The sequence below is a fragment of the Brevibacterium sp. CS2 genome (assembly GCF_005280295.1).
In the GTDB taxonomy this organism is placed as follows: domain Bacteria; phylum Actinomycetota; class Actinomycetes; order Actinomycetales; family Brevibacteriaceae; genus Brevibacterium; species Brevibacterium pityocampae.
Genome location: NZ_CP040020.1, coordinates 3,034,093 through 3,056,636, shown reverse-complemented (window position 1 = coordinate 3,056,636; position 22,544 = coordinate 3,034,093). Strand labels below are relative to the sequence as shown.

Below are 22,544 nucleotides of genomic sequence, written 5' to 3'. Positions count from 1 at the left end.
TGCGTTTGCTGGCACCGTCCTGCCTCGGGGGGAGCGATGCCGCCAGGAGCGTCCGCGCCGCCGTGACACGGCAGCCGCGCTCCGGCAGACGACCTCATCTCATCTGGCCACCAGCCGGTCCGAGCAATGTCGTGCCGACCCGGGGCGCGCACACAGGAGAATGACGAATCATGCAGAAGCTTGATGCACTCAACGCCCAGTCGTTGAAGCCCGACGTCCCGGAGTTCCGCGCCGGCGACACCCTCAACGTCCACGTCCGCGTGGTCGAGGGCAACCGCACCCGTACCCAGGTCTTCAAGGGCATCGTCATCCGTCGCCACGGCGGCGGCATCGGCGAGACCTTCACCGTCCGCAAGATCAGCTTCGGCGTCGGCGTGGAGCGCACCTTCCCGGTGCACTCCCCGATCATCGAGAAGATCGAGGTCCTCACCCGCGGCGACGTCCGCCGGGCGAAGCTCTACTACCTCCGCAAGCTCCGCGGCAAGGCCGCTCGCATCCGCGAGAAGCGCTGAGCGCAGCCACGTTCCGGACGCCCGCAGGGCACCGGGCCGCCGAGGTGATCGGCGTGCGGCGATGACCGAACAGTCGAGGACAGGCGCGGCCCCGGCAGGGCCGCGCCTTCTTCGTGCCCGCAGGGCGCTGCGCGCCCTCGGCATCGTCCTCGTGTGCGCGCTGCTCGCCGCCGGACTCATCCGCGCCGTCGGCGTCCAGAGCTTCGGCATCCCCTCGGCGTCGATGGAGCCCACCCTGCCCGTCGGCGGGACCGTGACCGTGTGGCGCCCGGACGCGCTGGCCGACTCCGTCGACCGCGGCGACGTCGTCGTGTTCGACGGTCGCGGGTCCTTCATCGCGAGCGCCCCGCCGAGCGGCGCCGAGCAGCTCGGCTCCTGGTTCGGGGTCGGCCCGCGGGACGTCTACTACGTCAAGCGGATCCTCGCCGTCGGCGGCGACACCCTCGAGTGCTGCGACGCCGAAGGCCGCCTGCTCCTCAACGGGGAGCCGCTCGAGGAGCCGTACGTGCCTCACGGGATGCGCGCCTCGGACACCGACTTCGCCATCGAGGTGCCGGCCGGGCGGGTGTGGATGATGGGAGACAACCGCGCGGACTCGACCGACTCCCGCGCGCTGCTCGGCGGCCCCGGCGGCGGGATGATCCCCGTCGACCGGATCCTCGGCACGGTGATCGGCCACGGTTCCGCGGTCGATTCCGTGATCGGCTGAGGATCGTGTCCGGCCCGGTGCCGCCGTCGGCTCGGAGCCCCGAACGGGTTCAGTCGGCGGCTGGGAATCACGGCCGGGGCCGGGGGATAGACTGCCAGGCGTGACCCAGAACAGTGCACCGCCCCGCCGACCGAGTCGGATCCCGGCCCTCCTCAAGGAGGCCGCGATCATCATCATCGTGGCGCTCGTCATCTCCACCGTCGTGCGGACCTGGGTCATGCGCTCCTTCTACATCCCCTCGGCCTCGATGGAGGACACCCTTCAGGTCGACGACCGGATCCTCGTCAACCAGCTGCCCTGGCCCGGCGTCGACCGCGGCACGATCATCGTCTTCGACGATCCCGGCGGCTGGCTCGACACCTCGGTGACCCAGCAGTACACGCCCAACCCCGTCCTCGAGTTCCTCGGCCTCGTACCGGCCGACGCCGGCACCCAGCTCATCAAGCGGGTCATCGGGGTCGGCGGCGACACCGTGGAGTGCTGCGACGACCAGGGCCGGCTCATGGTCAACGGCGAACCGATCGACGAACCGTACCTCGCCGAGGGCGCCACACCCTCCGACATCCCGTTCGAGGTCACCGTGCCGGACGGCCACTACTGGGTGATGGGCGACAACCGCTCGAACTCACTCGATTCCCGCTTCAACACCGATTCCGCCGGTGGACCGTTCGTGCCCGAGGACGCCGTGGTCGGCACGGTGTTCTTCATCAACTGGCCGGCCGACCGGATCCGCCCGATGGGCACCCCGGACGAGGTGTTCGCCGGGGTCCCCGCCCCGTGACCGCCGGCACCGGGCGCGCCACGGCACCGGCCCGCCGGGCGGCGCGGAAGCCGTTCGCCGGGCTCACCGACCTCAGCCTCGAGCGCGAGCTGCTCGCCTCCGGGATGCGCACGCTCATCGGGATGGACGAGGTGGGGCGCGGCTGCCTCGCCGGTCCGGTCGGAGTGGGCGCCGTGCACTTCGACCTCGCCGCCCTCACCGCTGCCGAGGTGCCCGCCGGCATCCACGACTCCAAGCAGCTCTCCATCCCGGCCCGTGCTCGGATCGCCGAGGTGGTCGCCGCCTGGCAGCCGCACCGCGCCGTGGCGTACGCGAGCCCGGCGGAGATCGACGCGCTGGGTCTGAGCTCGGCGCTGTGCCTTGCCGGCCGGCGGGCGCTCGCCGGGCTGCCGGGTGCCGACCTCGTGCTCCTCGACGGGTCCTTCGACTGGCTCTCCCTGCCGCTGACCTTCGACGCGCTCGAGCACTACGGGGATGCGGCCGAGGTCGTCGTGCCGCCGGTGCGCACGGTGGTCAAGGGGGACGGGACGCACGTGACGATCGCGGCGGCGAGCGTGCTCGCGAAGGTCGGCCGCGACGGGCTCATGGCCGAGCTCGCCGAACAGTTCCCCGCCTACGGCTGGGAGCGCAACGCCGGCTACCCCGCTCCGGTGCACAGGGCCGCGATCGCCGAGCACGGAGCGACGGTGCACCACCGCCGGTCCTTCCGCCTGGGGTGAGGGCGGTCTGTTCTAGGATGGGCGCATGAGTGCCGAGGACCTGGAAGACTACGAAGCCGAACTGGAACTCCAGCTCTACCGGGAGTACCGGGACGTGGTGGGACTGTTCACCTACGTGGTGGAGACCGAGCGGCGCTTCTATCTGGCGAACTCCGTCGATCTCAAGGCGCACCACGATTCCGGGGATGTGTACTTCGAGCTCACCCTCCGCGACGCCTGGGTGTGGGACACCTACCGCACCGCCCGCTTCGTCAAGCAGGTGCACGTGCTGTCCTTCAAGGACGTCAACATCGAGGAGATCGCCAAGTCCGATCTCGAACCGCCGTCCTCCCTGCCGCGCTGAGCGGAGACGTGTGACCGCTGACCCGTGATCGCCTGCTCGTGACCACTGGCCGGAGGCCCGTGACCGCCGGACGATGATCGCGCGCCCCTGAGTGCAAGCCCCAGATCGCGGGGGCGCGCACTTCGGGTCACAGGCCCACCCCACCTCTGGTCCACAGATGCATCCGCGGACGCCCACGCATGCGGTCGCCGGCTGTGGAGACGTGCGCCGCCGTCCACAGGGGGAACCGAGCCGCTGACCCCGCCGCCCCAGCCTGGTTCGGTGGGCGCATGGACACGATGACATTGGGCCGCCGCGGCGAAGCGTGCGCGAAGGAATACCTCATCGAGCACGGCTGGGAGATCCTCGCGCTCAACTGGCGCTGCCGGCACGGGGAGATCGACATCGTCGCCCGGGAGGCGGACACCGTCGTCTTCGTCGAGGTCAAGACCCGCGCGAACGCCCGCGCCGGGCACCCGCTCGAGGCGATCACCTATCGCAAGCTCTCCACGCTGCGCGGGCTCGCCCTGCGCTGGCTCGCGGCGCAGGAGGAGTGGATCCCCGCGTTCCGCCTCGACGTCATCGGCATCCTGTGGAACAACGGGCTGCCGGACATCACCCACGTCAGGGCCGCACAATGAGCGCCCCGCCCCCGCCCGTCGATCTCGACACCGCACGATCCCGGAAGCGCGGCCGCAGTACCGCATCCGCGTCCCGGAGCTTCGGGCGCACCACGGCCGTCGCACTGCTCGGCATCTCCGGGACCCCGGTGTCGATCGAGGCGAGCGTCAACGACGGCCTTCCGGGGATCGACATCGTCGGACTGCCGGACACCTCGGTGACCGAATCGCGCAAGCGGATCCGCGCCGCGATCTCCAACCTCGGCATCACCCTGACCTCCCGCCGGGTCACGGTCAACCTCTCGCCCGGCGGGGTGAAGAAGGTCGGCACCGCATTCGACCTCGGCATCGCCGTGGCGATCCTCGAGGCGGAGGGCAAGATCCCCGCCGACCGCGCCCGCGGCATCGTCCACATCGGCGAGCTCGGCCTCGACGGCCGGATCCACCCCGTACGTGGGGTGCTCCCGAGTGTGCTCGCCGGGCTGCGCGCCGGGGCCACCCGGTTCGTCGTCCCGGCGGCGAACGCGGAGGAGGCCGGCCTTGTCGACGGCGCCGAGGTCCGAGGGGCGGCGAACCTCGCCGACGCGGTGACCATGCTCGGCGGGGAGATCGACGACCCCGGTCTCCCGGCGATCGAACTGCCGGAGGCCGCCGCGCTGCCGCCGCCGGACGTCCACGACCTCGCGGAGGTGCAGGGCCAGGACGATGCCCGCTTCGCGCTCGAGGTCGCCGCCGCCGGCGGACACCATCTGCTCATGACCGGGACTCCCGGTGCCGGCAAGACCCTCCTCGCCGGTTGCCTGCCGGGTCTCCTGCCGCCGCTCGACGTCGACGAGGCGTGCGAGGTCGTGGCGCTGCGCTCGCTCGACGGCACCCTCGACCCGGCCGCGGGCCTCGACCGGACACCGCCCTTTGAAGCACCCCACCACCGGACGAGTGCCTCAGCGATGGTGGGCGGTTCCCGGCCCGGCAGCATCGGTGTGTTCTCCCGCGCCCACCGGGGAGTCCTCTTCATGGACGAGGCACCGGAGTTCCGCCGCGACGTGCTCGAAGCGCTGCGGCAGCCGCTCGAGAACGGGCGCTGCGACATCCACCGCGCCTGGGGCTCGGTGGTGCTGCCCTCGCGGTTCCAACTCGTGCTGGCCTCGAACCCCTGCCCGTGCGGGGCCGGGGTCGGCGGCTCCACCCGCTGCCGGTGCACCCCGCTCGACCGGCGCCGCTACCGGGGCCGGCTGTCCGGACCGCTGCTCGACCGGATCGACATCCAGCTCGAGATGCTCCCGCTCGTCGCCGCCGACCTCCACGCCACGTCCCCGCGCGAGGACACCGCGACAGTCGCCGCACGGGTGGCCCGCGCCCGTGAGATCCAGGCGCACCGCTACGCCGGACTGCCGTGGTCGCTCAACGCCCAGGCACCGGGCGCGTGGCTGCGGGAGACTTTCGACTTCCGGCGCACGGAGACCGCGCCGCTCGACACCGCGCTCGAACGCGGCGGGATCACCATGCGCGGCTACGACCGGGTGGTGCGCATCGCGACGACACTGGCCGACCTCGCCGGGCGCACCCGTCCGCAGGGCGACGACCTGCTCTCCGCTCTCGTCCTGCGCATCCGGGAGACCTCGTGAGCATCGAGCCGGCCCCCGTGGAGCACACGGACATCGCGGACCCCGTCGCAGCGGCCGACATCCTGCGGATCTCCGAACCGGGGGACCGTCTGCTCCGCGCGGCCGTGCTCCATACCGGGGCGGAAGCGCTGCGCGGCCTCCTCGACGGCCCCCGGACGGAGCTCCACCGCACGCTGCGCGAGGCCGCGGCCAAGGCCGGGCTCACGGCGCGGGACGACGACATCGGGAAAGCCATCGACCGGTGGATGCTCCGGGTGCCCCACCTCGACGGCGCCCGCGATCTGCGGATCATGCGCACGCTCGACGCCCGCCTCGTCCAGGCCGGCGACCCCGAGTGGCCGTCCGGGCTCCGGGAGCTCGGGCTCGACGAACCGGTGGGCCTGTGGGTGCGCGGGAGCGGTGACCTGGCCGCGCTGTGCGCCGGATCGATCGCACTCGTCGGATCGCGCGCCGCGGATTCCTACGGCCTCCACCTCGCCCGGTCCCTCGCCTACGACCTCGTCGCGGCCGGGCACAGCGTGATCTCCGGCGGCGCCTACGGCATCGACGCCGCCGCGCACGACGGCGCACTCCGCGCGATCGACGGCCCCGGTGCCGCCACCGTCGCATTCATGGCCGGGGGAGTGGATCGCTACTATCCCCGCGGCAACGCCGAACTCCTGGGAGCGGTCGCACGGGCGGGCGCCGTGGTCTCCGAGGCCGCGCCCGGCAGCACCGCGATGCGCCACCGCTTCCTCATGCGCAATCGCCTCATCGCCGCGACCGCGGCTGCCACCGTCGTCGTGCAGGCGGGCTGGCGCTCCGGTGCGCTCAACACCGCGAATCGGGCGGCCGAACTCCTGCGACCTGTGGGGGCGGTGCCGGGTCCGGTCACCGCCCACGACTCCGCCGGCTGCCACCGATTGATCCGAGAGGGAGCCGCAGTGCTCGTCACCTCCTCAGAGGAGGTGCGCGAACTCGTCGAGCCGCTGAGCAGCGCTGCGAATCCGGCCGTTGCTGCGGCAGGGGACGATCGGGGCGGGCGAGGCGAGACCTCCCCGGAGCAGGGACGGCTGCAGATCACCGATGCGCTCAGCGAGGAGCAGGCTCGGGTCTACAGTGCGCTGCCCCAGCGCAGGGGCGCGGAGGCCGCGGCGCTCGCCGCCCGCACCGGCCTCGACACGGCATCGGCGATGGCCGCGCTCGCCGCGCTCGAGCTCGCCGGCCTCGCCGAGCGCCGCGACCACGGGTGGGTGAAGCTGCGGCACCCGTGATCCGCCCCGCCACACTCGTGACCCGGACTTCAACTCGCAGACCCCGGGCGCTCACCCGGACATCAGCGCATCGGACCCGGACCCCGGGGAGTCGTACGGCGACCCCGGGGAGACGCACGGAGCTCCGGAGTGACACGGAGCTTCGGAGTCACATGGCGCTCCGGAGTCGGGTGCTCGGCTCCCGGGAGCTGTGCTCGTGGTGATCTACAGTGAAAGCATGTCGGCTTCCCACCCGCACGCCCCTCCGTTGACAGCGGACCAGCTGTCGCCGGAGTACGCGGATGCGCTCGAGGCGTTCGTCGAGGACCTCCGCATCCAGCGCAACGCCTCCGTGCACACGGTGCGCAACTACTCCGCCGACGTGCGCTCCCTCATGACCTTCCTCACCGAGGCCGACGGTCACGCACTCGCACTCACCGACATCGAGCTCGGGAACCTGCGACAGTGGCTCATGGACCAGTCGCGTCGCGGCGCGGAACCGGGGACCATCGCCCGGCGGATCGCCGCCATCCGCTCGTTCTGCGCCTTCTGCACCCGCACCGGGCGCATGGAGCGCAACCCGGCGGCCCGCCTGGCCAGCCCCCGCAAGGGATCCCGGCTGCCGGCCGTGCTCCAGCAGTCGCAGACCGCCGCCGTCATGGATCGCGCGGCCCGAGCTAGGCGCCGACACCGATCCCACCCGCCCCGATCCCGACCCAGCCGACGCCACCGCCCCGCCCTCACTTCGGGACCGCGCGATCGCTCTCCGCGACGCGACGATCCTCGAGGTCCTCTACGCCACCGGGGTGCGGGTGTCCGAGCTCGCCGCGATGGACGTCTCCGACCTCGACCCGGAGCGCCGCCTCATCACCGTGCTCGGCAAGGGGGGCAAGGAGCGCCGCGTGCCCTACGGCCTGCCGGCGGCGCAGGCTCTCGAGGCCTGGATCGCCAGCGGGCGGCCCGAACTCTCTGCCCCCGCCCCCGCCTCCGCCTCCAAAGGCTCGGCTGATCGCCGCAGCCAGGCCCTTTTCCTCGGGGTCCGTGGCGGGCGGATCAACGTGCGCCAAGTGCGCGAGATCGTCCACCGGGCGACCGCCGCCGTCGACGGGGTCGCCGAGCTCTCCCCGCACGGCCTGCGCCATTCCGCCGCGACGCACATGGTGGAGAACGGTGCCGACCTCCGCCAGGTGCAGGAGTACCTCGGTCACTCGACCCTGAGCTCGACCCAGATCTACACCCACGTCTCCCTCGGCCGGCTCTCCGAGAGCTACTACCGGGCACACCCCCGCGCCTGAGGCGCCCGCTCACCCGGACCGGAACTCCCAGTGCCAGGCCTCGGGCAGCGAACCGCCGCTGCGCGCCCACGCCGGGTGGATCCACCCGAACCGGGGACCGTTCGACCGCATCCACTCGTGCTGCACCGTGCCGAAGGAGTTGATGCCGCCGCCGAGGTCCACGGCGAGCCCCCAGCCGTGGTTCGACCTCCCGGGGGTCGCGGCCATCCGGCCCTTGCGGCGCTTGAGGACGACCTGCGTCTCGTAGTCCCGGTAGGAATCCGTCACCGAGATCCCGCGACCGAACTCCTCACGGTAGGCCGCATCGAGCGCATCGAAGGCCTTCGCCGCATCGCAGCGCAGCCGGTGACCGGGTGCGGAGGCGAGCGGACACATCGCGACCGCCGGGATCCGGCCGTTCTCGTGACCGCCCCACTGGCCGGCCCCGCTCGCCCCGTCGTCACCGGCCGGCACCGCGGGGAGCTCGGAGGGGGCTTCGGCCTCGGGCAGGAGGACCGTCGAATCCGCGGCGAAGAACGACGCCGGATTGAGGTAGTCCTTCTCCGCATCCGCCCGCCACACGCCCACGTGGACGCATCCGGTCTCGCAGTGCGCAGGCTCCGCCACCGTGCCCACCGGCTGACCGGCGAACACCTCGTCCCCGGCCGAGAGCTCCGAGCCCACGGGCTCGAAGGACACGACGTAGCCCGCGACCTCGAGGCTGAGCACCGGCCGGCCCGCGACCGTCCCGGCGAACCGCACGGTCCCGGCATCCGGCGCTCGGATCGCCTCGCCGGGCAGCGCACCGACATCGATCCCGCGGTGCCCGGACTCCCAGTTCTGCGCCGGCTTGTCGAACGGCCGGGTGACGGTGTAGCCGGGCACCGGGGTGAACCAGTCCGAGGGGTGATCCGCCGCCCGGGCGTCGAGGGGGAGCGCGGTGACGAGCAGCAGCGCGACGAGCGCCGCGCCCAGCGAGCGGAGGGCACGGTTCCGGTGGAGCATGCGAGCCGGGCGCACGATGCCGGCCGGGCGGAGAATGCGAGCGGGGTCGAGGGGAGGGGAGACGAGCGGATCGGCCATGGCCCCACCCTCGGCGCCCACTGCGGCTCCCGCCAGAGCGCCGCCACACCTGTGGACGAGACGGCGTCCGTCCCCAGCGGGCACCCGCACCCGATGGCGCACCGTCCACAGCCGCTTCCCGCAGCACCCGCCCCAGACCCTCCACCCGCGGGTTTGGCGCCTTTCGCCGCCCGACGTAGAATGGCGCCAGCGGGAGTGTGACCACTTCCGACTACGCGTATCCGATGAACCGACGAGTGCCACCGGTGCGAATCCACAGCCGCGAGCAGCGCAGAAGCGCTCGCGCGGTGCCGTGCGATTCGTGGGCACTCGGCCGCGGATACCAGGAATCAACCGAATCGTCGCAGCCGGCAGTGCCGCGCGCTGGGAACAGCGTCGGACACCGCCGGGGGACCGCGACCTGAAGCGTGCCGGCCCGATGGCCTGCACCATGAAAGGAGGGCGTCGGCATGGCCGTCGTCACCATTCGCCAGCTGCTCGACAGCGGCGTCCACTTCGGACACCAGACCCGCCGTTGGAACCCGAAGATGAAGCGCTTCATCTTCACCGAGCGCAACGGCATCTACATCATCGACCTCCAGCAGACCCTGGGCTACATCGACTCGGCCTTCGAGTTCGTCAAGGAGACCGTGGCCCACGGCGGCTCGATCCTCTTCGTCGGCACCAAGAAGCAGGCGCAGGAGGCCATCCAGGAGCAGTCCAAGCGCGTCGGACAGCCCTTCGTCAACCAGCGCTGGCTGGGCGGCATGCTCACGAACTTCCAGACGATCTCCGGGCGGCTGCGTCGCCTCAAGGAGCTCGAGGAGATCGACTTCGACGATGTCGCCGGCTCCGGCCACACGAAGAAGGAGCTCCTCATCCTCCGTCGTGAGAAGGACAAGCTCGAGCGCACCCTCGGCGGTATCCGCGACATGTCGCGCACCCCGTCCGCCGTGTGGATCGTCGACACCAAGAAGGAGCACCTCGCCGTCGACGAGGCGAAGAAGCTCGGGATCCCGATCATCGGCATCCTCGACACCAACTGCGACCCCGACGAGGTCGACTTCCCGATCCCGGGCAACGACGACTCGATCCGCTCGGTCGGACTCCTCACCCGCGTCATCGCCGATGCCGTGGCCGAGGGCCTGATCAAGCGCCACTCGTCCGGTGACGAGGGCGGCGAGAAGAACGTCTCCGCCGTCGAGGTCGAGCCGATGCCGGAGTGGGAGCGCGAGCTCCTCGAGGGCAAGGGCACCGACGAGGCCGCAGCCGAGGCACCCGCCGCCTCGACCACCGAGGCCTGATCCGTACCCCTCCCGGCCCCCCCCCCCGTGCGGGCCGGGGACACCACACGTCGCGTGACGTAAAGGAGATCCCATGGCAAACTACACCGCTGCTGACATCAAGGCGCTGCGTGAGAAGACCGGCGCCGGCATGATGGACGTCAAGAAGGCTCTCGAGGAGGCACAGGGCGACCAGGCCAAGGCCATCGAGATCCTGCGCGTCAAGGGCCTCAAGGGCGCCACCAAGCGCGAGGGCCGCTCGACCTCCGACGGACTCGTCGCCACCCGCGTCGAGGACGGCGTCGGCACCATGATCGAGTTCAACTCGGAGACCGACTTCGTCGCCAAGTCCGACAAGTTCGTCCAGCTCGCCGACGAGGTCCTCGACCTCGCGGTGAAGAACGGCGCCGAGTCCGCCGAGGCGCTGCTCGCCGCCGAGGTCGACGGCAAGTCCGTCGAGCAGTTCATCACCGAGGGCGGAGCCGCGCTCGGCGAGAAGGTGGCCCTGCGCCGCGTCGGCCGCATCACCGGCGCGCACGTCGAGTCCTACCTCCACCGCACGAACAAGGACCTGCCCCCGCAGGTCGGCGTGCTCCTCGCCTACGAGGGCGACAACGCCGAGGTCGCGCACGACGTCGCCGTGCACATCGCCGCGATGTCGCCGAAGTACTTCTCCCGCGAGGACGTCCCGGCGGAGCTCGTGGAGAAGGAGCGCGAGATCGCGCTCGAGACCGCGAAGAACGAGGGCAAGCCCGAGCAGGCGCTGCCGAAGATCGTCGAGGGTCGCGTGGGCGGCTTCTTCAAGGAGAACTGCCTCCTCGACCAGGGCTTCGCCAAGGAGCCCAAGAAGTCGGTGGCCTCGGTGCTCGAGGAGGCCGGCGTCGCGGCGACCGGTTTCCTGCGCTTCCGCGTGGGCAGCTGACACACCGCACCACCGAAACACCGCACCACCGCGGACCGTCGCAGCACACGCTGAGCGCCGATCCGCCGCCGCAGGGCGGGGCCTCGTGCCCCGCCCTGCGCGCGTCTGCGGGTGCCCCGGTTGCCGCCCGTTGCGAACCGGTGGGTAGCGCTAGACTGGTCCACGGCTCCCATGCCCACCCGCGCGCCGGCACCCCGGCGGGCGGCAGACGTTCCGCTCAGCAGGAAGGCAGCCATGTCGGACTCCCACGTGCACACCTCGTCCCGCCAGGACAACCCCACCCGGACCCACCGCCGGCGGGTGCTCCTCAAGCTCTCCGGCGAGGTGTTCGGCGGCGGTGAGGTGGGCGTCAACCCCGACGTGGTGTCGGCCGTGGCGCGGGAGATCGCCGGAGCCGTGCCCGAGGTCGAGGTGAGCATCGTCGTCGGCGGCGGCAACTTCTTCCGCGGCGCGGAGCTCTCGCAGCGCGGCATGGACCGCACCCGCGCCGACTACATGGGCATGCTCGGCACCATGATGAACTGCCTGGCGCTCCAGGACTTCCTCGAGCAGGCCGGGGTCGACACGCGCGTGCAGTCGGCGATCCCGATGACCCAGGTCGCGGAGACCTACATCCCGCGCCGCGCGATGCGCCACATGGAGAAGGACCGGGTCGTGATCTTCGGTGCCGGTGCCGGGCTGCCGTTCTTCTCCACCGACACGGTCGCCGCCCAGCGTGCGCTCGAGATCCGCGCCGACGCGGTGCTCATCGCCAAGAACGGCGTCGACGGCGTCTACACCGCCGACCCCAAGGTCGACCCGACGGCGGAGAAGATCGATCGCATCACCTACCAGGACGCGCTCACCCGCGGGCTCAAGGTCGTCGACGCGACCGCGTTCTCCCTGTGCATGGACAACAGGCTCCCGATGGTGGTGTTCGGCATGGAGGGCGACCACAACCTGCGCCGCGCGATCGCCGGTGAGCGGATCGGCACGATCGTCACCGGCGACTGAGCGTCCCCGGCCCCTCGCCGCCCGCACGCGCACCCGACCCGGCCCGCACCTCGGCCCGGCGCTGTGCGCCGTGTCCGTGCGGCGCGCCTAGAATGGCACTACGAGACCAGCACCATCCCCCGACCCACCGAAAGGGCACGCAGTGATCAAGGAAACCCTGACCGAAGCCCGGCAGAAGATGGACAAGGCCATCGAGGTCACCAAGGACGACTTCGGCAATGTGCGCACCGGCCGGGCGAACCCCGCGCTGTTCGCGAGCATCCTCGTCGACTACTACGGTTCCCCGACGCCTCTCCAGCAGCTCGCCTCCTTCCAGGTGCCCGAGGCGCGCACCCTGCTCATCACCCCTTACGACCGCGGGGCGCTCGGTGATATCGAGACCGCGCTGCGCAAGTCGGACATCGGCGCGAACCCGGCCAACGACGGCAACATCATCCGCGTCGTCCTCCCGGAGCTCACCGAGGAGCGCCGGCGCGAGTACGTCAAGGTCGTCAAGGGCGATGCGGAGGACGGCAAGGTGTCCATCCGCAACATCCGCCGCAAGGCGAAGGAGACCCTGGAGAAGATCCAGAAGGACGGCGAGGCGGGCGAGGACGAGGTGCGCAGCGCCATCCAGGAGCTCGAGGACCTGACGAAGAAGAAGGTCGAGGAGATCGACTCGCTCCTCGCCGCCAAGGAGGCCGAGCTCCTCGAGGTCTGATCGTCCGGTGAGACGCACGACCAGGGCGGAGCGCCCGTCATGACCGAGGACCAGCAGGGCACCGCGGGCCAGCAGGGCCGAGCACCGGCAGGGGAGGCATCCCCTGCCGGTTCCGGCACGCCCGCCGCGGGTGCCGCTCCCGCCGCGAGCCCGGACCCGGCGCCGGTCCCCCGGCGCCGCGACCTGCGCCTCGGCCGCGCGGCGCCCCCCGCACCGACCGGGCCCACGCCGACCGCCGAGGAGGCGCCCGGAAGCACCGCCCACCCCGTTCCGGGGGTGCAGACCGTTCCCGAGGCGCCCGCCGCCGGGGCCTCGGCTCGCACCGACTCGCCGCGTCGGCAGGCCGCGGAGCGCCGCCGGGTGGAGGCCGAGGCCGAGCGCGTGTCCGGCCCGATCCCGATCGTCACCCCCGCGATGGTCGGGGCAGGCGCCGCCGCGCGCGGGGAGACCGCCTCGGGAGCGGCCGGGGTGCCTGCCGTCCGCACCGGGTCCACGGCCCACCCGCCCGGCGCCGATTCATCGGATGCAGCGTCCACCGGCCCCGGGTCCACCGATCCGGATCCTGGCGCACCGGCCGCCGACCTCCCCGAATCCGCCTACGGGCACGGCTTCGTCACCCCCATCGCCGCGCCCGAGGCACCGCCGGCCGGCAAGGACTACGGCCGGGCCGGGCGCAACCTGCCGGCCGCGATCGGCGTCGGCGTGCTGCTCGGCGGCGGTGTGTTCGCCTCCCTGCTGTTCTACCCGCCCTCCTTCCTCATCATCGCCCTCGCCGGCATCCTCGCCGCGATGTGGGAGCTCGCCAACGCGCTCTCCCGCTCGGGCTCCGTGGTGGCACGGGTGCCCACGATCACCGCTGCCAGCTGCATGCTGCTCGCGACCTACCTCGGAGGCCGGGAGGCGCTCTGGGTGACCTTCACCGTGGGCGCCGGCGCGATCCTCCTCTTCACCCTGTTCGAACGTCGCCCCAACCCGGTCAAGGACGTGTGCCTCAGCCTCTTCGCGCTGACCTACGTCGGGCTCATGGCGGCGTTCGTCGTCCACATGCTCACCTTCGAGCAGGGCAATCTCCTCGTCATCTGCTTCCTCTCCCTCGTCGTCGCCTCCGACGTCGGGGGGTATGCCTTCGGCGTGCTCTGGGGCAAGCACCCGATCGCCCCGCGGATCTCGCCCAAGAAGTCGTGGGAGGGCTATGCGGGCTCGGCGATCATCGCGACAGCCGTCGGCATGTGCATGGCCGGGTTCGTGTTCGATGCCCCGCTGTGGACCGGCGCGGTGCTCGGCTTCGTCATCCCCGCCTTCGCCACCCTCGGCGACTTCTCCGAGTCGATGATCAAGCGCGACCTCGACCTCAAGGACATGGGCACCCTGCTGCCCGGCCACGGCGGCGTCATGGACCGGCTCGACTCGATCCTGCCCACCGCGCCCATCGCGCTCATCCTGTTCAGCTTCCTGCCCGGCTACATCACCTGAAAAGAGCACCGTTCGTGTCCCTCATCGATTCGCTGTCCCGCGCCGTCCCGGACGACATCATCATCACCGACCCCGATGTCATGGACCGGTACCTCCACGACGACGCCGAATGGGCGCCCTACGAGCAGGCGGTCGCCGTGATCCGCCCGCGGGACACCGCACAGGTCGCCGCAGCGGTGAACTGGTGCATCGAGAACCGGGTGGCCGTGGTGCCGCGCGGCTCGGGCACCGGCCTGTCCGGGGGAGCGAACGCGCTCGCCGGCTGCCTGGTGATCTCGCTCGACGCGATGGACCGCGTGCTCGCGGTCGACCCGGTCGAGCGCACCGCGCGGGTGCAGCCCGGCGTCATCAACAACGACCTGCGCGCCCGGGTCGCGGAGGACGGCCTGTGGTATCCGCCGGACCCGGCCTCGGCCCCGTGGTCGTCGATCGGCGGCAACGTCGCGACGAACGCCGGCGGCCTGTGCTGTGTGAAGTACGGGGTGACGAGCGAGTACGTGCTCAGCCTCGAGGTCGTCACCGGCACCGGGAAGATCGTGCGGGTGGGCAAGCGGACCGCCAAGGACGTCGCAGGCTACGACCTGCGCGCGCTCCTCGCCGGCTCCGAGGGCACGCTCGGCATCATCACCGAGGTCACCGTCAGGCTCCTCCCGCTGCCGCCGGCGGCCACTGCGATCGTCGGCTACTTCGACAGCCTCGTCGAAGCCGGGCAGGGCGTCGCCAACGTCACTGCCGCCGGCGTCATCCCGTCGGCCCTCGAACTCGTCGACTCCTACTGCCTCAAGGCCGTCGACGACTGGAAGAACATGGGCCTGTCCGCCGAGGCCGAGGTCATCCTCCTCGCATCGACCGATGTGCCGGGGGCGGCCGGGGAGGCCGAGGCCGCCGCGATCGTCGCCGCCTTCGAATCCGCCGGGGCGACCTTCGCCGCGGTGAGCGAGAACGCTGAGGAGGCCGAGGCGTTCTTCGCCGCCCGCCGTCTGGCCTACCCGGCGCTCGAACGGCTGGGCCCGGTGCTCACCGAGGACATCTGCGTGGCCCGCTCGAAGGTGCCCGAGGTGCTCCGCCGGATCCAGGAGATCGGGGAGGCCCACGACACCGTGCTCGCGCAGATCGCCCACGCCGGCGACGGCAACCTCCACCCGCTCCTCGTCACCCCGGTCGGGGACGAGGACGCCAAGCGGCGCGCGCAGGCGGCGTTCGAGGACATCATCGCGGTCGCCCTCGAGGCCGGCGGCACGGTGAGCGGCGAGCACGGGATCGGGCTGCTCAAGGCCGACGGGCTCGCCTCCCAGCTCTCCGCCGAGGTCATCGACATGCACGTCGCCGTCAAGCGCGCCCTCGACCCGCACGGCATCATGAACCCCGGGAAGGTGTTCGCCGTCCCGGGTGAGGAGTGAGGCTCGTGCGATACTGGAGGGCACATGACTGAGAACCCGCCCCGCAGACAGGTCCGCCCCGTCGTCGAGAACCCCGACGGGACGACCTCGCGCACGCCCACCCGCGACGGCCGGCCGCTGCTGAACTTCCGGTCCCCGCGCGTCACCCAGCCCCCGCAGCACCTCGCGGACATGACGATGGACGAGCGGATCACCGTGGTCAAGGAGATGGGACTGCCCGGCTTCCGCGCCAAGCAGCTCTCCACCCACTACTTCGTCCACCACACCACGGACCCCGAGGCGATGACCGACCTGCCCAAGGACCGCCGGGCCGAGCTCGTCGAGCGCTTCTTCCCGCCGCTGCTCACCGAGGTCCACCGGCTGCGGACGAAGAACGGCGACACGATCAAGTTCCTGTGGCGGCTGTTCGACGGCGCGCTCGTCGAGTCCGTGCTCATGCGCTACCGCAACCGGATCACCCTGTGCGTGTCCTCGCAGTGCGGCTGCGGCATGAACTGCCCGTTCTGCGCCACCGGCCAGCAGGGGCTGACCCGTAACATGTCGAGCGCGGAGATCGTCGAACAGGTCATCCGCGCCAACCAGGTCATCGCCGCCGGCGAGCTCGCCGACACCTCCGGCGAGGACTCCGACATGCTCGGCAACCCGGCCGCCGCCGTCGGCTCCGAGGCCGACGAGGAGCAGGGTCGGGAGCCGACGTGCGCCTCGGGCGCGGAGAACGGGCCCGGCAGGGCGGAGCGGGTGACGAACATCGTCTTCATGGGGATGGGCGAGCCGCTCGCCAACTACAAGCGCGTCATGGGTGCGGTGCGCCGGTTCGTCGAGCCCGCCCCGGCCGGCCTGGGGATGGGTGCCAGGCGCATCACGATCTCCACGGTGGGACTCGTGCCGGGCATCAACAAACTCGCCGCGGAGGAGATCCCGGTGACCTTCGCGCTCAGCCTCCACGCTCCGGACGACGGACTGCGCGACGAGATGATCCCGGTGAACACCCGGTGGAAGGCCGACGAGGCGATCGACGCGGCCTACAACTACTACCGCACCACCGGGCGTCGGGTGAGCATCGAGTACGCGCTCATCAAGGACATGAACGACCACGCCTGGCGGGCCGAGCTGCTGGCGAAGAAGCTCAACGCGCGCGGACGGGGCTGGGTGCACGTCAACCCGATCCCGCTCAACCCGACCCCCGGCTCGGTGTGGACGGCCTCGGAGCCGGCCGTCGCCGCCGAGTTCGTACGACGCCTGCAGGACGCCGGCGTGCCGACGACCATCCGGGACACGCGCGGCAAGGACATCGACGGGGCGTGCGGGCAGCTGGCCGCAGCGCAGTGAGCATGGACTGAGGAGAGGACCACGGTGGACACGAACTTCCCCAGGATGTCGGGGTGGAAGAACGGCTACGACCCGGTGCAGGTCGACAGCTTCTTCAAGCGCGCCCGCGAATCCTTCGAACGCGAATCGCCGCAGCCCGGCGATCTCGATGCGCGTGCGGTGCGCACCGTGGGATTCGACCTCACCCGCAAGGGCTACCACGTGGGCGTCGTCGACGCCGCCCTCGATCGGCTCGAGGACGCCTTCGCCAAGCGGGCGCGCGACCGGCTGGTCGAGCGCTCCGGCCAGGACTCCTGGGTGCAGGAGCTCACCCGCGCCGCCGCCTCCCTGCGCGGCCGCCTCACCCGCCCGGCAGGGGAGCGCTTCAATCACCCGGAGAAGGGCATCATCGGCTACGACATCGCCGAGGTCGACGAGCTCTGCGACCGCATCAACGGCTACTTCACGCAGGGGCAGGCGATGAGCGTGGACGAGGTGCGGCGCGTGCTGTTCCGGGTGCGCAAGGGCGAGCGGGCCTACGACGAGGACCAGGTCGACGCGTTCATCGACCGTGTCGTCGAGGTCATGTCCAGTGTCGACTGAGATCCACTGGTTCCGCCGGCCCGGCGCGATCGCGCCCGATCACCCGGGCACCCTCAACCCGGTCTACGAACTGCTCGACCACCCCATCGTGCTCGGCCGCGCCGACGACCCCTTCCTCGCCCCCGAGCACGACGCGGAGGGGTTCTTCACCCATGAGGTGGCCCTCGACCGGGTCGCCAAGCTCGCCGGGATCCTGCGCCTGCTCGGCGTCGGACCGGATGCGCCCGTGCGGATCGCCGCCGAGGTGCCCGAGCCGGCCGCCGTGCTCGCCCGCCTCGCCGTGATCCGGGTGGGTGGGCGACTCACCGAGGACGCCTCCGCACCGGTCGACGTCGAGCTCCGCGCCGGCCGGAGCGCACCGGTGCGCGACGTCCACCGGGCCTTCGACAAGCCGGTCCGCCGGCTGCCGAGCGGCTTCGAGGGAGTCGCCGTCGCCGCTCGCGGTGAGGACGGCGCGCTCGCCGCGCCCGTCGACCTCGACCCGGTGATGCGCGATGCCCGGATCGAACCGGCGGCGGCCGCCGAACTCCCGGCCGACCTCGTCGTCATCGCCCGTGAGGACGGGGCTCAGGTGCCGGCGCTTGCCGTCGCGGAGTCCCCGGCCTCTGTGCTCACTGTGCCGATCGCGAACTGATATTCCGGCGCCGTGCCGTTGACGGTGTGGTCCCCGACGAGGCGGGCCTTGTAGACCCACGGGTTGTGGGAGCCGACCGTGCGCGCATTGCGCCAGTGGCGGTCGAGCCCAGCCGCCTCCCGCACCGCGGAGGACCCGAGCGCGTCGAACACCCTGCCGGCCGCCTCCGGCACCAGCCGGGTGAGGGCGACCTGGGCCTGGGAGACGGCGAGTGTCGCCGCGTGGTTCGCCGCGGTGTCCGCGTCGGAGCTCTGCTCGGTGTCGGTTTCCGAGGCTGTCTCGGGGACTCCGGAGAGGGCGGTGTCGTGTGCGCGCTGGACGGCTTCGGCCGCGCTCGCGACCACCGCGCGGGCGGTGAAGGCTGCGGCCTCGGCCTCGCCGATGATCTGGAGGATCTGCGGGTCGTCGCGCACCCGGTCAGCATTCCCGTGGCTGTAGGAGCGCTCGCGCGCGGCGACGGCGCAGGCGGCATCTCGGGCGACCGCCGTCGCGATCCCGGACTGGGTGGCGAGGAGCACGAGCTGGTAGAGCGCGGACTGGTAGCGGAAGCGGTCGGAGAAGGGGATGACATCGCGCGGATCGAGGCGGGCTGCAGTGAAGCGGGTGGTGCCGGTGCCGGTGAGACGCTGGCCGAACCCGTCCCAGTCGTCGCTCACCTCGACCCCGGGCTGGTCGAGCGGGATGAGCGCGACGTGGCGCACACCGGCGTCATCGGCGACGGTGGTGTCCGCGTAGTCGGCGTAGATCGAGCCAGTGGAGTAGAACTTCTCCCCGGTGACCTCGGCGACCTCATCGCGGGTGCGGATGCGGGTGCGCAGGGTGCCGCGCTCGACGTCCCCGATCTCCGTCCACGCGTTGCCGATCACCGCACCCGCAGTGATCCGGGGGAGCCAGCGGTCGCGGAACCCGGTGTGCGGGGTGACGAGCAGGTCCTCGACGAAGGCGATGTGCCCGCGCCAGATCTGGGCGCAGTTCGAATCCGCGGTGGCGAGGTCGACGAGCAGCGCGGCGAGCTGCGGGATCGAGGCGCCGAAGCCGCCGACATCGTGCGGCAGCCGGAGCCGGCCGAACCCCGCCTCGGCGAGCGCGCGGATCTCCGCGCGCGGCAGCGTGCGCGTCCGCTCGCGCTCGAGCGCACCGGCGGCGATCTGCTCGAACACCGGGGCGAAGCGTGCGCGCAGCTCTGTGGTCGTCGCTGTGGGAGGAACGGCCTGGGGACCGTCGCTCACCGGGGAACGGTCAGCAGTCGGGGAGCCGGTGGTAGGGATACCAGGGGCATGCGGGGCAGTGGAGCGTGATTCGGGGGAGCGGACTGTGGTGGTCGAGGCGGTCATGATGACGGGATCCTTTCGCAGCGGTTGCCGCCACGTTAGGATCCCGTGCGCCCGGACCGCCGGCCCGCCGTCATCCGCCGACCCGGGCCGACGCGCCCATTCACATCACGTCATCCGCTGACACGCGTCATCGGGGCCAGATGATCCCTTATTCGAAGAAGTCCTCGTCGACCTCGACCACGTGGTAGGTCTGAGTGGTCTGCACTCCCACCCGATACGCGACCATGAGCGAGACCAGCCGTGTCCCATCGATGAGCACGATCCGAGTGGGAATCTGCTCCGCATAATCCAATGCCTGACGTGTGAAAGTGCTCGTGGTGAGGAAGATCCCGCGATTCGCACCCAGACCATGCAGTGCCCCGATGAATGCCTGGATCGCTTCGCGCCCGACCGAGTTGTGCTCCGCATAGCGCTTCGCTTGGACATAGATCCGTTCCAGGCCCAGCGCATCCTGATCGATGACGCCGTCGACCCCGCCGTCGCCTGTTCCGCCGATGCGTTTCCCCCGCTGCTCGGCGCCGCAGTAACCCATCGCGAGGAGCAGCCGGACGACGGCGTCCTCGAAGAAGGAGGGATCACTGTCCCGAAGGCGCGTCAACAGATCGTCGGCGACCTCCTCCGTGATGCGTGCTATCCCCGACTCGATCTGTTCGATCGGCGAGATCTCGGATTCGGTGGCTGCGTCTGCAATGATGCCGGCAGATTCGCCGTGCTGCGGCTGAGTGTGAGGCCAGTACTCCTTGAAGAGCCGGTTCGCATCTCCGAAATCCGGTTCGGCGTCGGGGTTCTCGCGCAACCACTTCAGTCCGTCGGGAGTGATGCGGTACTTCGCCCGTTCCGGGCGTTCGACCCATCCCGCTTTGCAGAGGTTGGTCAGAGCCCAGCCGACACGGTTGTCTGCGCGACCATCACCGACTGCGATGCGTTCTGCCCGAGCACTTTCGGAGAGTTCTGCGGAGTCGAGAACACGTGCGACGAGATCGCGTCGACGAACGATCGACCCGTCGGACAGGACCTGCAAGACGTGCGGGATGAACCTCGGCCAGATCGGGACCTCGGACTGTTCGGGCAGCTCGGTCATTGTTCTCCTGTCGGCCTTCCAGCTCGATCGTGCGGTGACTTCATCACGGCCGTTCGGCGTCCCAGCCGAGGGCACCGCGGATGAAGGCCGCCTGGCCGGTGTGCTGGGCGGCGTCGTCGATGATCGACACGATGCGCACTCCGCGGGTGACCGGCGGATCGTAGGAGTCGTCGATGACCTCGGCGAGGTCGTCCGCCGTGAGCGTGCGGAGGTAGGCGACGGCCGCTTCGCGCACGGCATCGAGGTAGCCGAGCAGCTCCTCCGGTCCGTCGACGCGGAACGCCGCCACCTGCTCCGGGGAGTCCCCGAAGCCGAAGTCCTCGGCCCCACGATCGAACCGCTCCGCCCAGCCGTCTGCGGTCCACACCTGCTCGCGGCCGGCGAGGTGGGCGATCTGCAGGTCCTGCTCGCGCGCGATGTGCCACACGAGCCATGCGATCGAGTTGCTGTTCTCGGTGAGTCGGGCATGCAGGGTGTCGGTGTCGATCCCCTCGAGGATCCCCCGACACCCGGTGACGGCGCGGTCATAGGCGTCGATGAGCAGTGCGCTGATGTCCACAGTGATCTCCTTCGTGGAACGGGTGGTGGGAATCGGGCCGGGGCGCCGACCCGGAGGTCGACGCCCCGGTCGGGTGCGGTGCGAGTGCTGGTCCGCAGGTGCGGATCAGCGCTGGCGCTGGGCGGGTGCGCGCGGTGCGAGCCGCGGATCAGTTCGCGAAGGCGTTGATCCCGGTCATCGCGCGACCCAGCGTGAGCTGGTGGACCTCGTGGGTGCCCTCGTAGGTGAGGACGGTCTCGAGGTTGATCGCGTGGCGCAGCGGCGGGTACTCGCTCGTGATGCCCGAGCCGCCGAACAGCGCGCGGAGGTCGCGGCAGATGTTCATCGCGGTGTCCACGGTGACCATCTTGCCGAGGCTGATCTGCTCCGGGCGCACGCCGACGGTGTCCTTGAGCTCGCCGATGTGCTTGGCGAGCAGCGTGATCTGCGAGTACTGGCCGAGCGCCTTCGCGAGCTTCTGCTGGGTGATCTGGAACGAGGACAGCGGGCGCTCGAACTGGATGCGGGTGCCGGTGTACTCGATCGCGGACTGGAGGGCGTCGCGGGCGGCGCCGGTGACGCCGAACACGATCCCGAACCGCGCCTCGGACAGGCAGGACAGCGGACCGCGCAGGCCCTTGGCCTTCGGCAGCATCGCGGATTCCGGCAGGCGCACGTTGTCGAGCACGATCTCACCGGTGATCGAGGCGCGCAGCGAGAGCTTGCGCTGGATCTTGGGCACCTCGACGCCGGGGGTGTTCGTCGGGATGACGAACCCGCGGACGATGTTCTTGCCCTTGTCGTCGAGCTCCTCGGTCTTCGCCCACACGACCATGACGTCGGACACCGGGGAGTTGGTGATCCACATCTTGGCGCCGTTGAGCACCCAGTCGCTGCCGTCCTTCTTCGCCGTGGTCTTCATGCCGGCCGGATCGGAGCCGACGTCGGGCTCGGTGAGGCCGAAGCAGCCGATCGCCTTGCCGGCGGCCATCTGCGGCAGCCACTCGTTCTTCTGGTCCTCGGAGCCCCAGTGGTGGATGGCGAACATCGCGAGCGAGCCCTGCACGCTCACGAGCGAGCGCAGACCGGAGTCGATCGCCTCGAGCTCGCGGCACGCCAGCCCGTACTGGGTGGCGGTGGTGCCGGCGCAGCCGTAGCCCTCGAGGTGCATGCCGAGCACACCGAGCTCGCCCAGGCCCTCGGCGAGCTCGCGGGCCGGGATGGTCCCCTCGAGGTAGTAGTCGCCGATCTTGTCGCGCACGTTCTCGTCGAGCCACTTGCGGAGGACACCGGCGAACTCGCGATCCTCCTTGGAGAAGACGGAATCGATGCCGAGGATCTGATCGGGGGTCTGCACTGTGCTCATCACGGGGTCCTTCTGTTCGACGATCGGGGCGGAACACGCTCGGCGCACGACAT

General features: G+C 71.1%; 23 protein-coding genes and 1 pseudogene. 19 read left to right on the top strand and 5 right to left on the bottom strand.

Translation table 11 applies throughout. The annotated features are described in order from the left end of the window. Positions 1 to 170 precede the first annotated feature (170 nt). From rplS to FDF13_RS15670, 10 genes and pseudogenes are all read left to right on the top strand, one after another. On the top strand, positions 171 to 512 hold the full coding sequence (gene rplS, locus FDF13_RS13730; RefSeq protein WP_137320137.1) for a 50S ribosomal protein L19: 342 nt from the start codon (positions 171 to 173) through the stop codon (positions 510 to 512). A gap of 61 nt (positions 513 to 573) precedes the next feature. Then, a complete protein-coding gene (gene lepB, locus FDF13_RS13725) occupies positions 574 to 1,221 on the top strand; it encodes a signal peptidase I (protein WP_137320136.1) in 648 nt (215 codons plus the stop codon). 100 nt (positions 1,222 to 1,321) lie between these two features. Then, positions 1,322 to 2,002, top strand: a complete 681-nt coding sequence (gene lepB, locus FDF13_RS13720; protein WP_254668820.1) for a signal peptidase I — start codon at positions 1,322 to 1,324, stop codon at positions 2,000 to 2,002. Next, positions 1,999 to 2,721, top strand: coding sequence for a ribonuclease HII (locus FDF13_RS13715; RefSeq protein WP_247423825.1), 723 nt, complete (start codon positions 1,999 to 2,001; stop codon positions 2,719 to 2,721). The genes lepB (FDF13_RS13720) and FDF13_RS13715 overlap by 4 nt, the downstream gene beginning before the upstream one ends. 25 nt (positions 2,722 to 2,746) lie before the next feature. Continuing rightward, positions 2,747 to 3,064, top strand: a complete 318-nt coding sequence (locus FDF13_RS13710; protein ID WP_137320135.1) for a DUF2469 domain-containing protein — start codon at positions 2,747 to 2,749, stop codon at positions 3,062 to 3,064. Positions 3,065 to 3,333: 269 nt separating this feature from the next. Then, entirely contained in the window at positions 3,334 to 3,684 is a 351-nt protein-coding gene (locus FDF13_RS13705) for a YraN family protein (protein WP_137320134.1), read from the top strand. Further along, complete coding sequence (locus FDF13_RS13700) at positions 3,681 to 5,288, top strand: YifB family Mg chelatase-like AAA ATPase (protein ID WP_137320133.1); 1,608 nt, start codon at positions 3,681 to 3,683, stop codon at positions 5,286 to 5,288. Before FDF13_RS13705 ends, FDF13_RS13700 begins: the two co-directional genes overlap by 4 nt. Next, entirely contained in the window at positions 5,285 to 6,541 is a 1,257-nt protein-coding gene (locus tag FDF13_RS13695) for a DNA-processing protein DprA (RefSeq protein ID WP_137320132.1), read from the top strand. Before FDF13_RS13700 ends, FDF13_RS13695 begins: the two co-directional genes overlap by 4 nt. Positions 6,542 to 6,758: 217 nt before the next feature. Beyond that, positions 6,759 to 7,022 (top strand): annotated as a pseudogene (locus FDF13_RS15675) (site-specific integrase); the annotation flags it as partial. Positions 7,023 to 7,332: 310 nt separating this feature from the next. Further along, on the top strand, positions 7,333 to 7,815 hold the full coding sequence (locus FDF13_RS15670) for a tyrosine-type recombinase/integrase (protein WP_254668819.1): 483 nt from the start codon (positions 7,333 to 7,335) through the stop codon (positions 7,813 to 7,815). A 9-nt stretch (positions 7,816 to 7,824) separates the two neighbouring features. On the opposite strand, the gene FDF13_RS13685 is transcribed toward FDF13_RS15670, so the two are convergent. Further along, a complete protein-coding gene (locus FDF13_RS13685; protein WP_254668818.1) occupies positions 7,825 to 8,877 on the bottom strand; it encodes a D-alanyl-D-alanine carboxypeptidase family protein in 1,053 nt (350 codons plus the stop codon). 449 nt (positions 8,878 to 9,326) lie between these two features. On the opposite strand from FDF13_RS13685, the gene rpsB reads away from it, so the two are divergent. From rpsB to FDF13_RS13640, 9 genes are all read left to right on the top strand, one after another. Continuing rightward, positions 9,327 to 10,160 carry a 30S ribosomal protein S2 gene (gene rpsB, locus FDF13_RS13680; protein ID WP_137320131.1) on the top strand — a complete coding sequence of 278 codons (834 nt, stop codon included), beginning with the start codon at positions 9,327 to 9,329 and terminating at the stop codon, positions 10,158 to 10,160. A 73-nt stretch (positions 10,161 to 10,233) separates the two neighbouring features. Further along, complete coding sequence (gene tsf / locus FDF13_RS13675) at positions 10,234 to 11,061, top strand: translation elongation factor Ts (protein WP_137320130.1); 828 nt, start codon at positions 10,234 to 10,236, stop codon at positions 11,059 to 11,061. A 234-nt stretch (positions 11,062 to 11,295) separates the two neighbouring features. After that, entirely contained in the window at positions 11,296 to 12,054 is a 759-nt protein-coding gene (pyrH, locus tag FDF13_RS13670; protein ID WP_137320129.1) for a UMP kinase, read from the top strand. Between the two features lie 142 nt (positions 12,055 to 12,196). Then, positions 12,197 to 12,754 (top strand): ribosome recycling factor, encoded by a 558-nt coding sequence (gene frr / locus FDF13_RS13665; protein WP_137320128.1) that lies wholly within the window; start codon positions 12,197 to 12,199, stop codon positions 12,752 to 12,754. A 39-nt stretch (positions 12,755 to 12,793) separates the two neighbouring features. After that, positions 12,794 to 14,227, top strand: a complete 1,434-nt coding sequence (locus FDF13_RS13660) for a phosphatidate cytidylyltransferase (protein WP_254668817.1) — start codon at positions 12,794 to 12,796, stop codon at positions 14,225 to 14,227. A 14-nt stretch (positions 14,228 to 14,241) separates the two neighbouring features. Then, positions 14,242 to 15,627 (top strand): FAD-binding oxidoreductase, encoded by a 1,386-nt coding sequence (locus FDF13_RS13655; RefSeq protein WP_254668816.1) that lies wholly within the window; start codon positions 14,242 to 14,244, stop codon positions 15,625 to 15,627. 24 nt (positions 15,628 to 15,651) lie between these two features. Beyond that, positions 15,652 to 16,956 (top strand): 23S rRNA (adenine(2503)-C(2))-methyltransferase RlmN, encoded by a 1,305-nt coding sequence (rlmN, locus tag FDF13_RS13650; protein WP_137320127.1) that lies wholly within the window; start codon positions 15,652 to 15,654, stop codon positions 16,954 to 16,956. A 24-nt stretch (positions 16,957 to 16,980) separates the two neighbouring features. Beyond that, positions 16,981 to 17,538, top strand: a complete 558-nt coding sequence (locus FDF13_RS13645) for a DivIVA domain-containing protein (RefSeq protein ID WP_137320126.1) — start codon at positions 16,981 to 16,983, stop codon at positions 17,536 to 17,538. Further along, complete coding sequence (locus tag FDF13_RS13640; protein WP_137320125.1) at positions 17,528 to 18,172, top strand: hypothetical protein; 645 nt, start codon at positions 17,528 to 17,530, stop codon at positions 18,170 to 18,172. The genes FDF13_RS13645 and FDF13_RS13640 overlap by 11 nt, the downstream gene beginning before the upstream one ends. On the opposite strand, the gene FDF13_RS13635 is transcribed toward FDF13_RS13640, so the two are convergent. The 4 genes from FDF13_RS13635 to FDF13_RS13620 all read right to left on the bottom strand — a co-directional run bounded on the left by FDF13_RS13635 (position 18,106) and on the right by FDF13_RS13620 (position 22,491). Further along, positions 18,106 to 19,401: an acyl-CoA dehydrogenase family protein gene (locus tag FDF13_RS13635; protein WP_254668815.1), complete on the bottom strand. Its 1,296-nt coding sequence runs from the start codon at positions 19,399 to 19,401 to the stop codon at positions 18,106 to 18,108. The genes FDF13_RS13640 and FDF13_RS13635 overlap by 67 nt on opposite strands. Positions 19,402 to 19,654: 253 nt before the next feature. Next, positions 19,655 to 20,587, bottom strand: coding sequence for a restriction endonuclease (locus tag FDF13_RS13630; protein ID WP_137320123.1), 933 nt, complete (start codon positions 20,585 to 20,587; stop codon positions 19,655 to 19,657). 43 nt (positions 20,588 to 20,630) lie between these two features. Further along, positions 20,631 to 21,146: a DinB family protein gene (locus FDF13_RS13625; protein WP_137320122.1), complete on the bottom strand. Its 516-nt coding sequence runs from the start codon at positions 21,144 to 21,146 to the stop codon at positions 20,631 to 20,633. 148 nt (positions 21,147 to 21,294) lie between these two features. After that, positions 21,295 to 22,491, bottom strand: coding sequence for an acyl-CoA dehydrogenase family protein (locus tag FDF13_RS13620; protein WP_137320121.1), 1,197 nt, complete (start codon positions 22,489 to 22,491; stop codon positions 21,295 to 21,297). Positions 22,492 to 22,544 lie beyond the last annotated feature (53 nt).

What these genes read in the sequence shown, in the direction of transcription:
- rplS (WP_137320137.1), top strand. Translation starts at nt 171, where the DNA reads ATGCAGAAGCTTGATGCACTCAACGCCCAGTCGTTGAAGCCCGACGTC.
- lepB (WP_137320136.1), top strand. Translation starts at nt 574, where the DNA reads ATGACCGAACAGTCGAGGACAGGCGCGGCCCCGGCAGGGCCGCGCCTT.
- FDF13_RS13710 (WP_137320135.1), top strand. Translation starts at nt 2,747, where the DNA reads ATGAGTGCCGAGGACCTGGAAGACTACGAAGCCGAACTGGAACTCCAG.
- FDF13_RS13705 (WP_137320134.1), top strand. Translation starts at nt 3,334, where the DNA reads ATGGACACGATGACATTGGGCCGCCGCGGCGAAGCGTGCGCGAAGGAA.
- FDF13_RS13700 (WP_137320133.1), top strand. Translation starts at nt 3,681, where the DNA reads ATGAGCGCCCCGCCCCCGCCCGTCGATCTCGACACCGCACGATCCCGG.
- FDF13_RS13685 (WP_254668818.1), bottom strand. Translation starts at nt 8,877, where the DNA reads ATGGCCGATCCGCTCGTCTCCCCTCCCCTCGACCCCGCTCGCATTCTC.
- rpsB (WP_137320131.1), top strand. Translation starts at nt 9,327, where the DNA reads ATGGCCGTCGTCACCATTCGCCAGCTGCTCGACAGCGGCGTCCACTTC.
- tsf (WP_137320130.1), top strand. Translation starts at nt 10,234, where the DNA reads ATGGCAAACTACACCGCTGCTGACATCAAGGCGCTGCGTGAGAAGACC.
- pyrH (WP_137320129.1), top strand. Translation starts at nt 11,296, where the DNA reads ATGTCGGACTCCCACGTGCACACCTCGTCCCGCCAGGACAACCCCACC.
- FDF13_RS13660 (WP_254668817.1), top strand. Translation starts at nt 12,794, where the DNA reads ATGACCGAGGACCAGCAGGGCACCGCGGGCCAGCAGGGCCGAGCACCG.
- rlmN (WP_137320127.1), top strand. Translation starts at nt 15,652, where the DNA reads ATGACTGAGAACCCGCCCCGCAGACAGGTCCGCCCCGTCGTCGAGAAC.
- FDF13_RS13630 (WP_137320123.1), bottom strand. Translation starts at nt 20,587, where the DNA reads ATGACCGAGCTGCCCGAACAGTCCGAGGTCCCGATCTGGCCGAGGTTC.
- FDF13_RS13620 (WP_137320121.1), bottom strand. Translation starts at nt 22,491, where the DNA reads ATGAGCACAGTGCAGACCCCCGATCAGATCCTCGGCATCGATTCCGTC.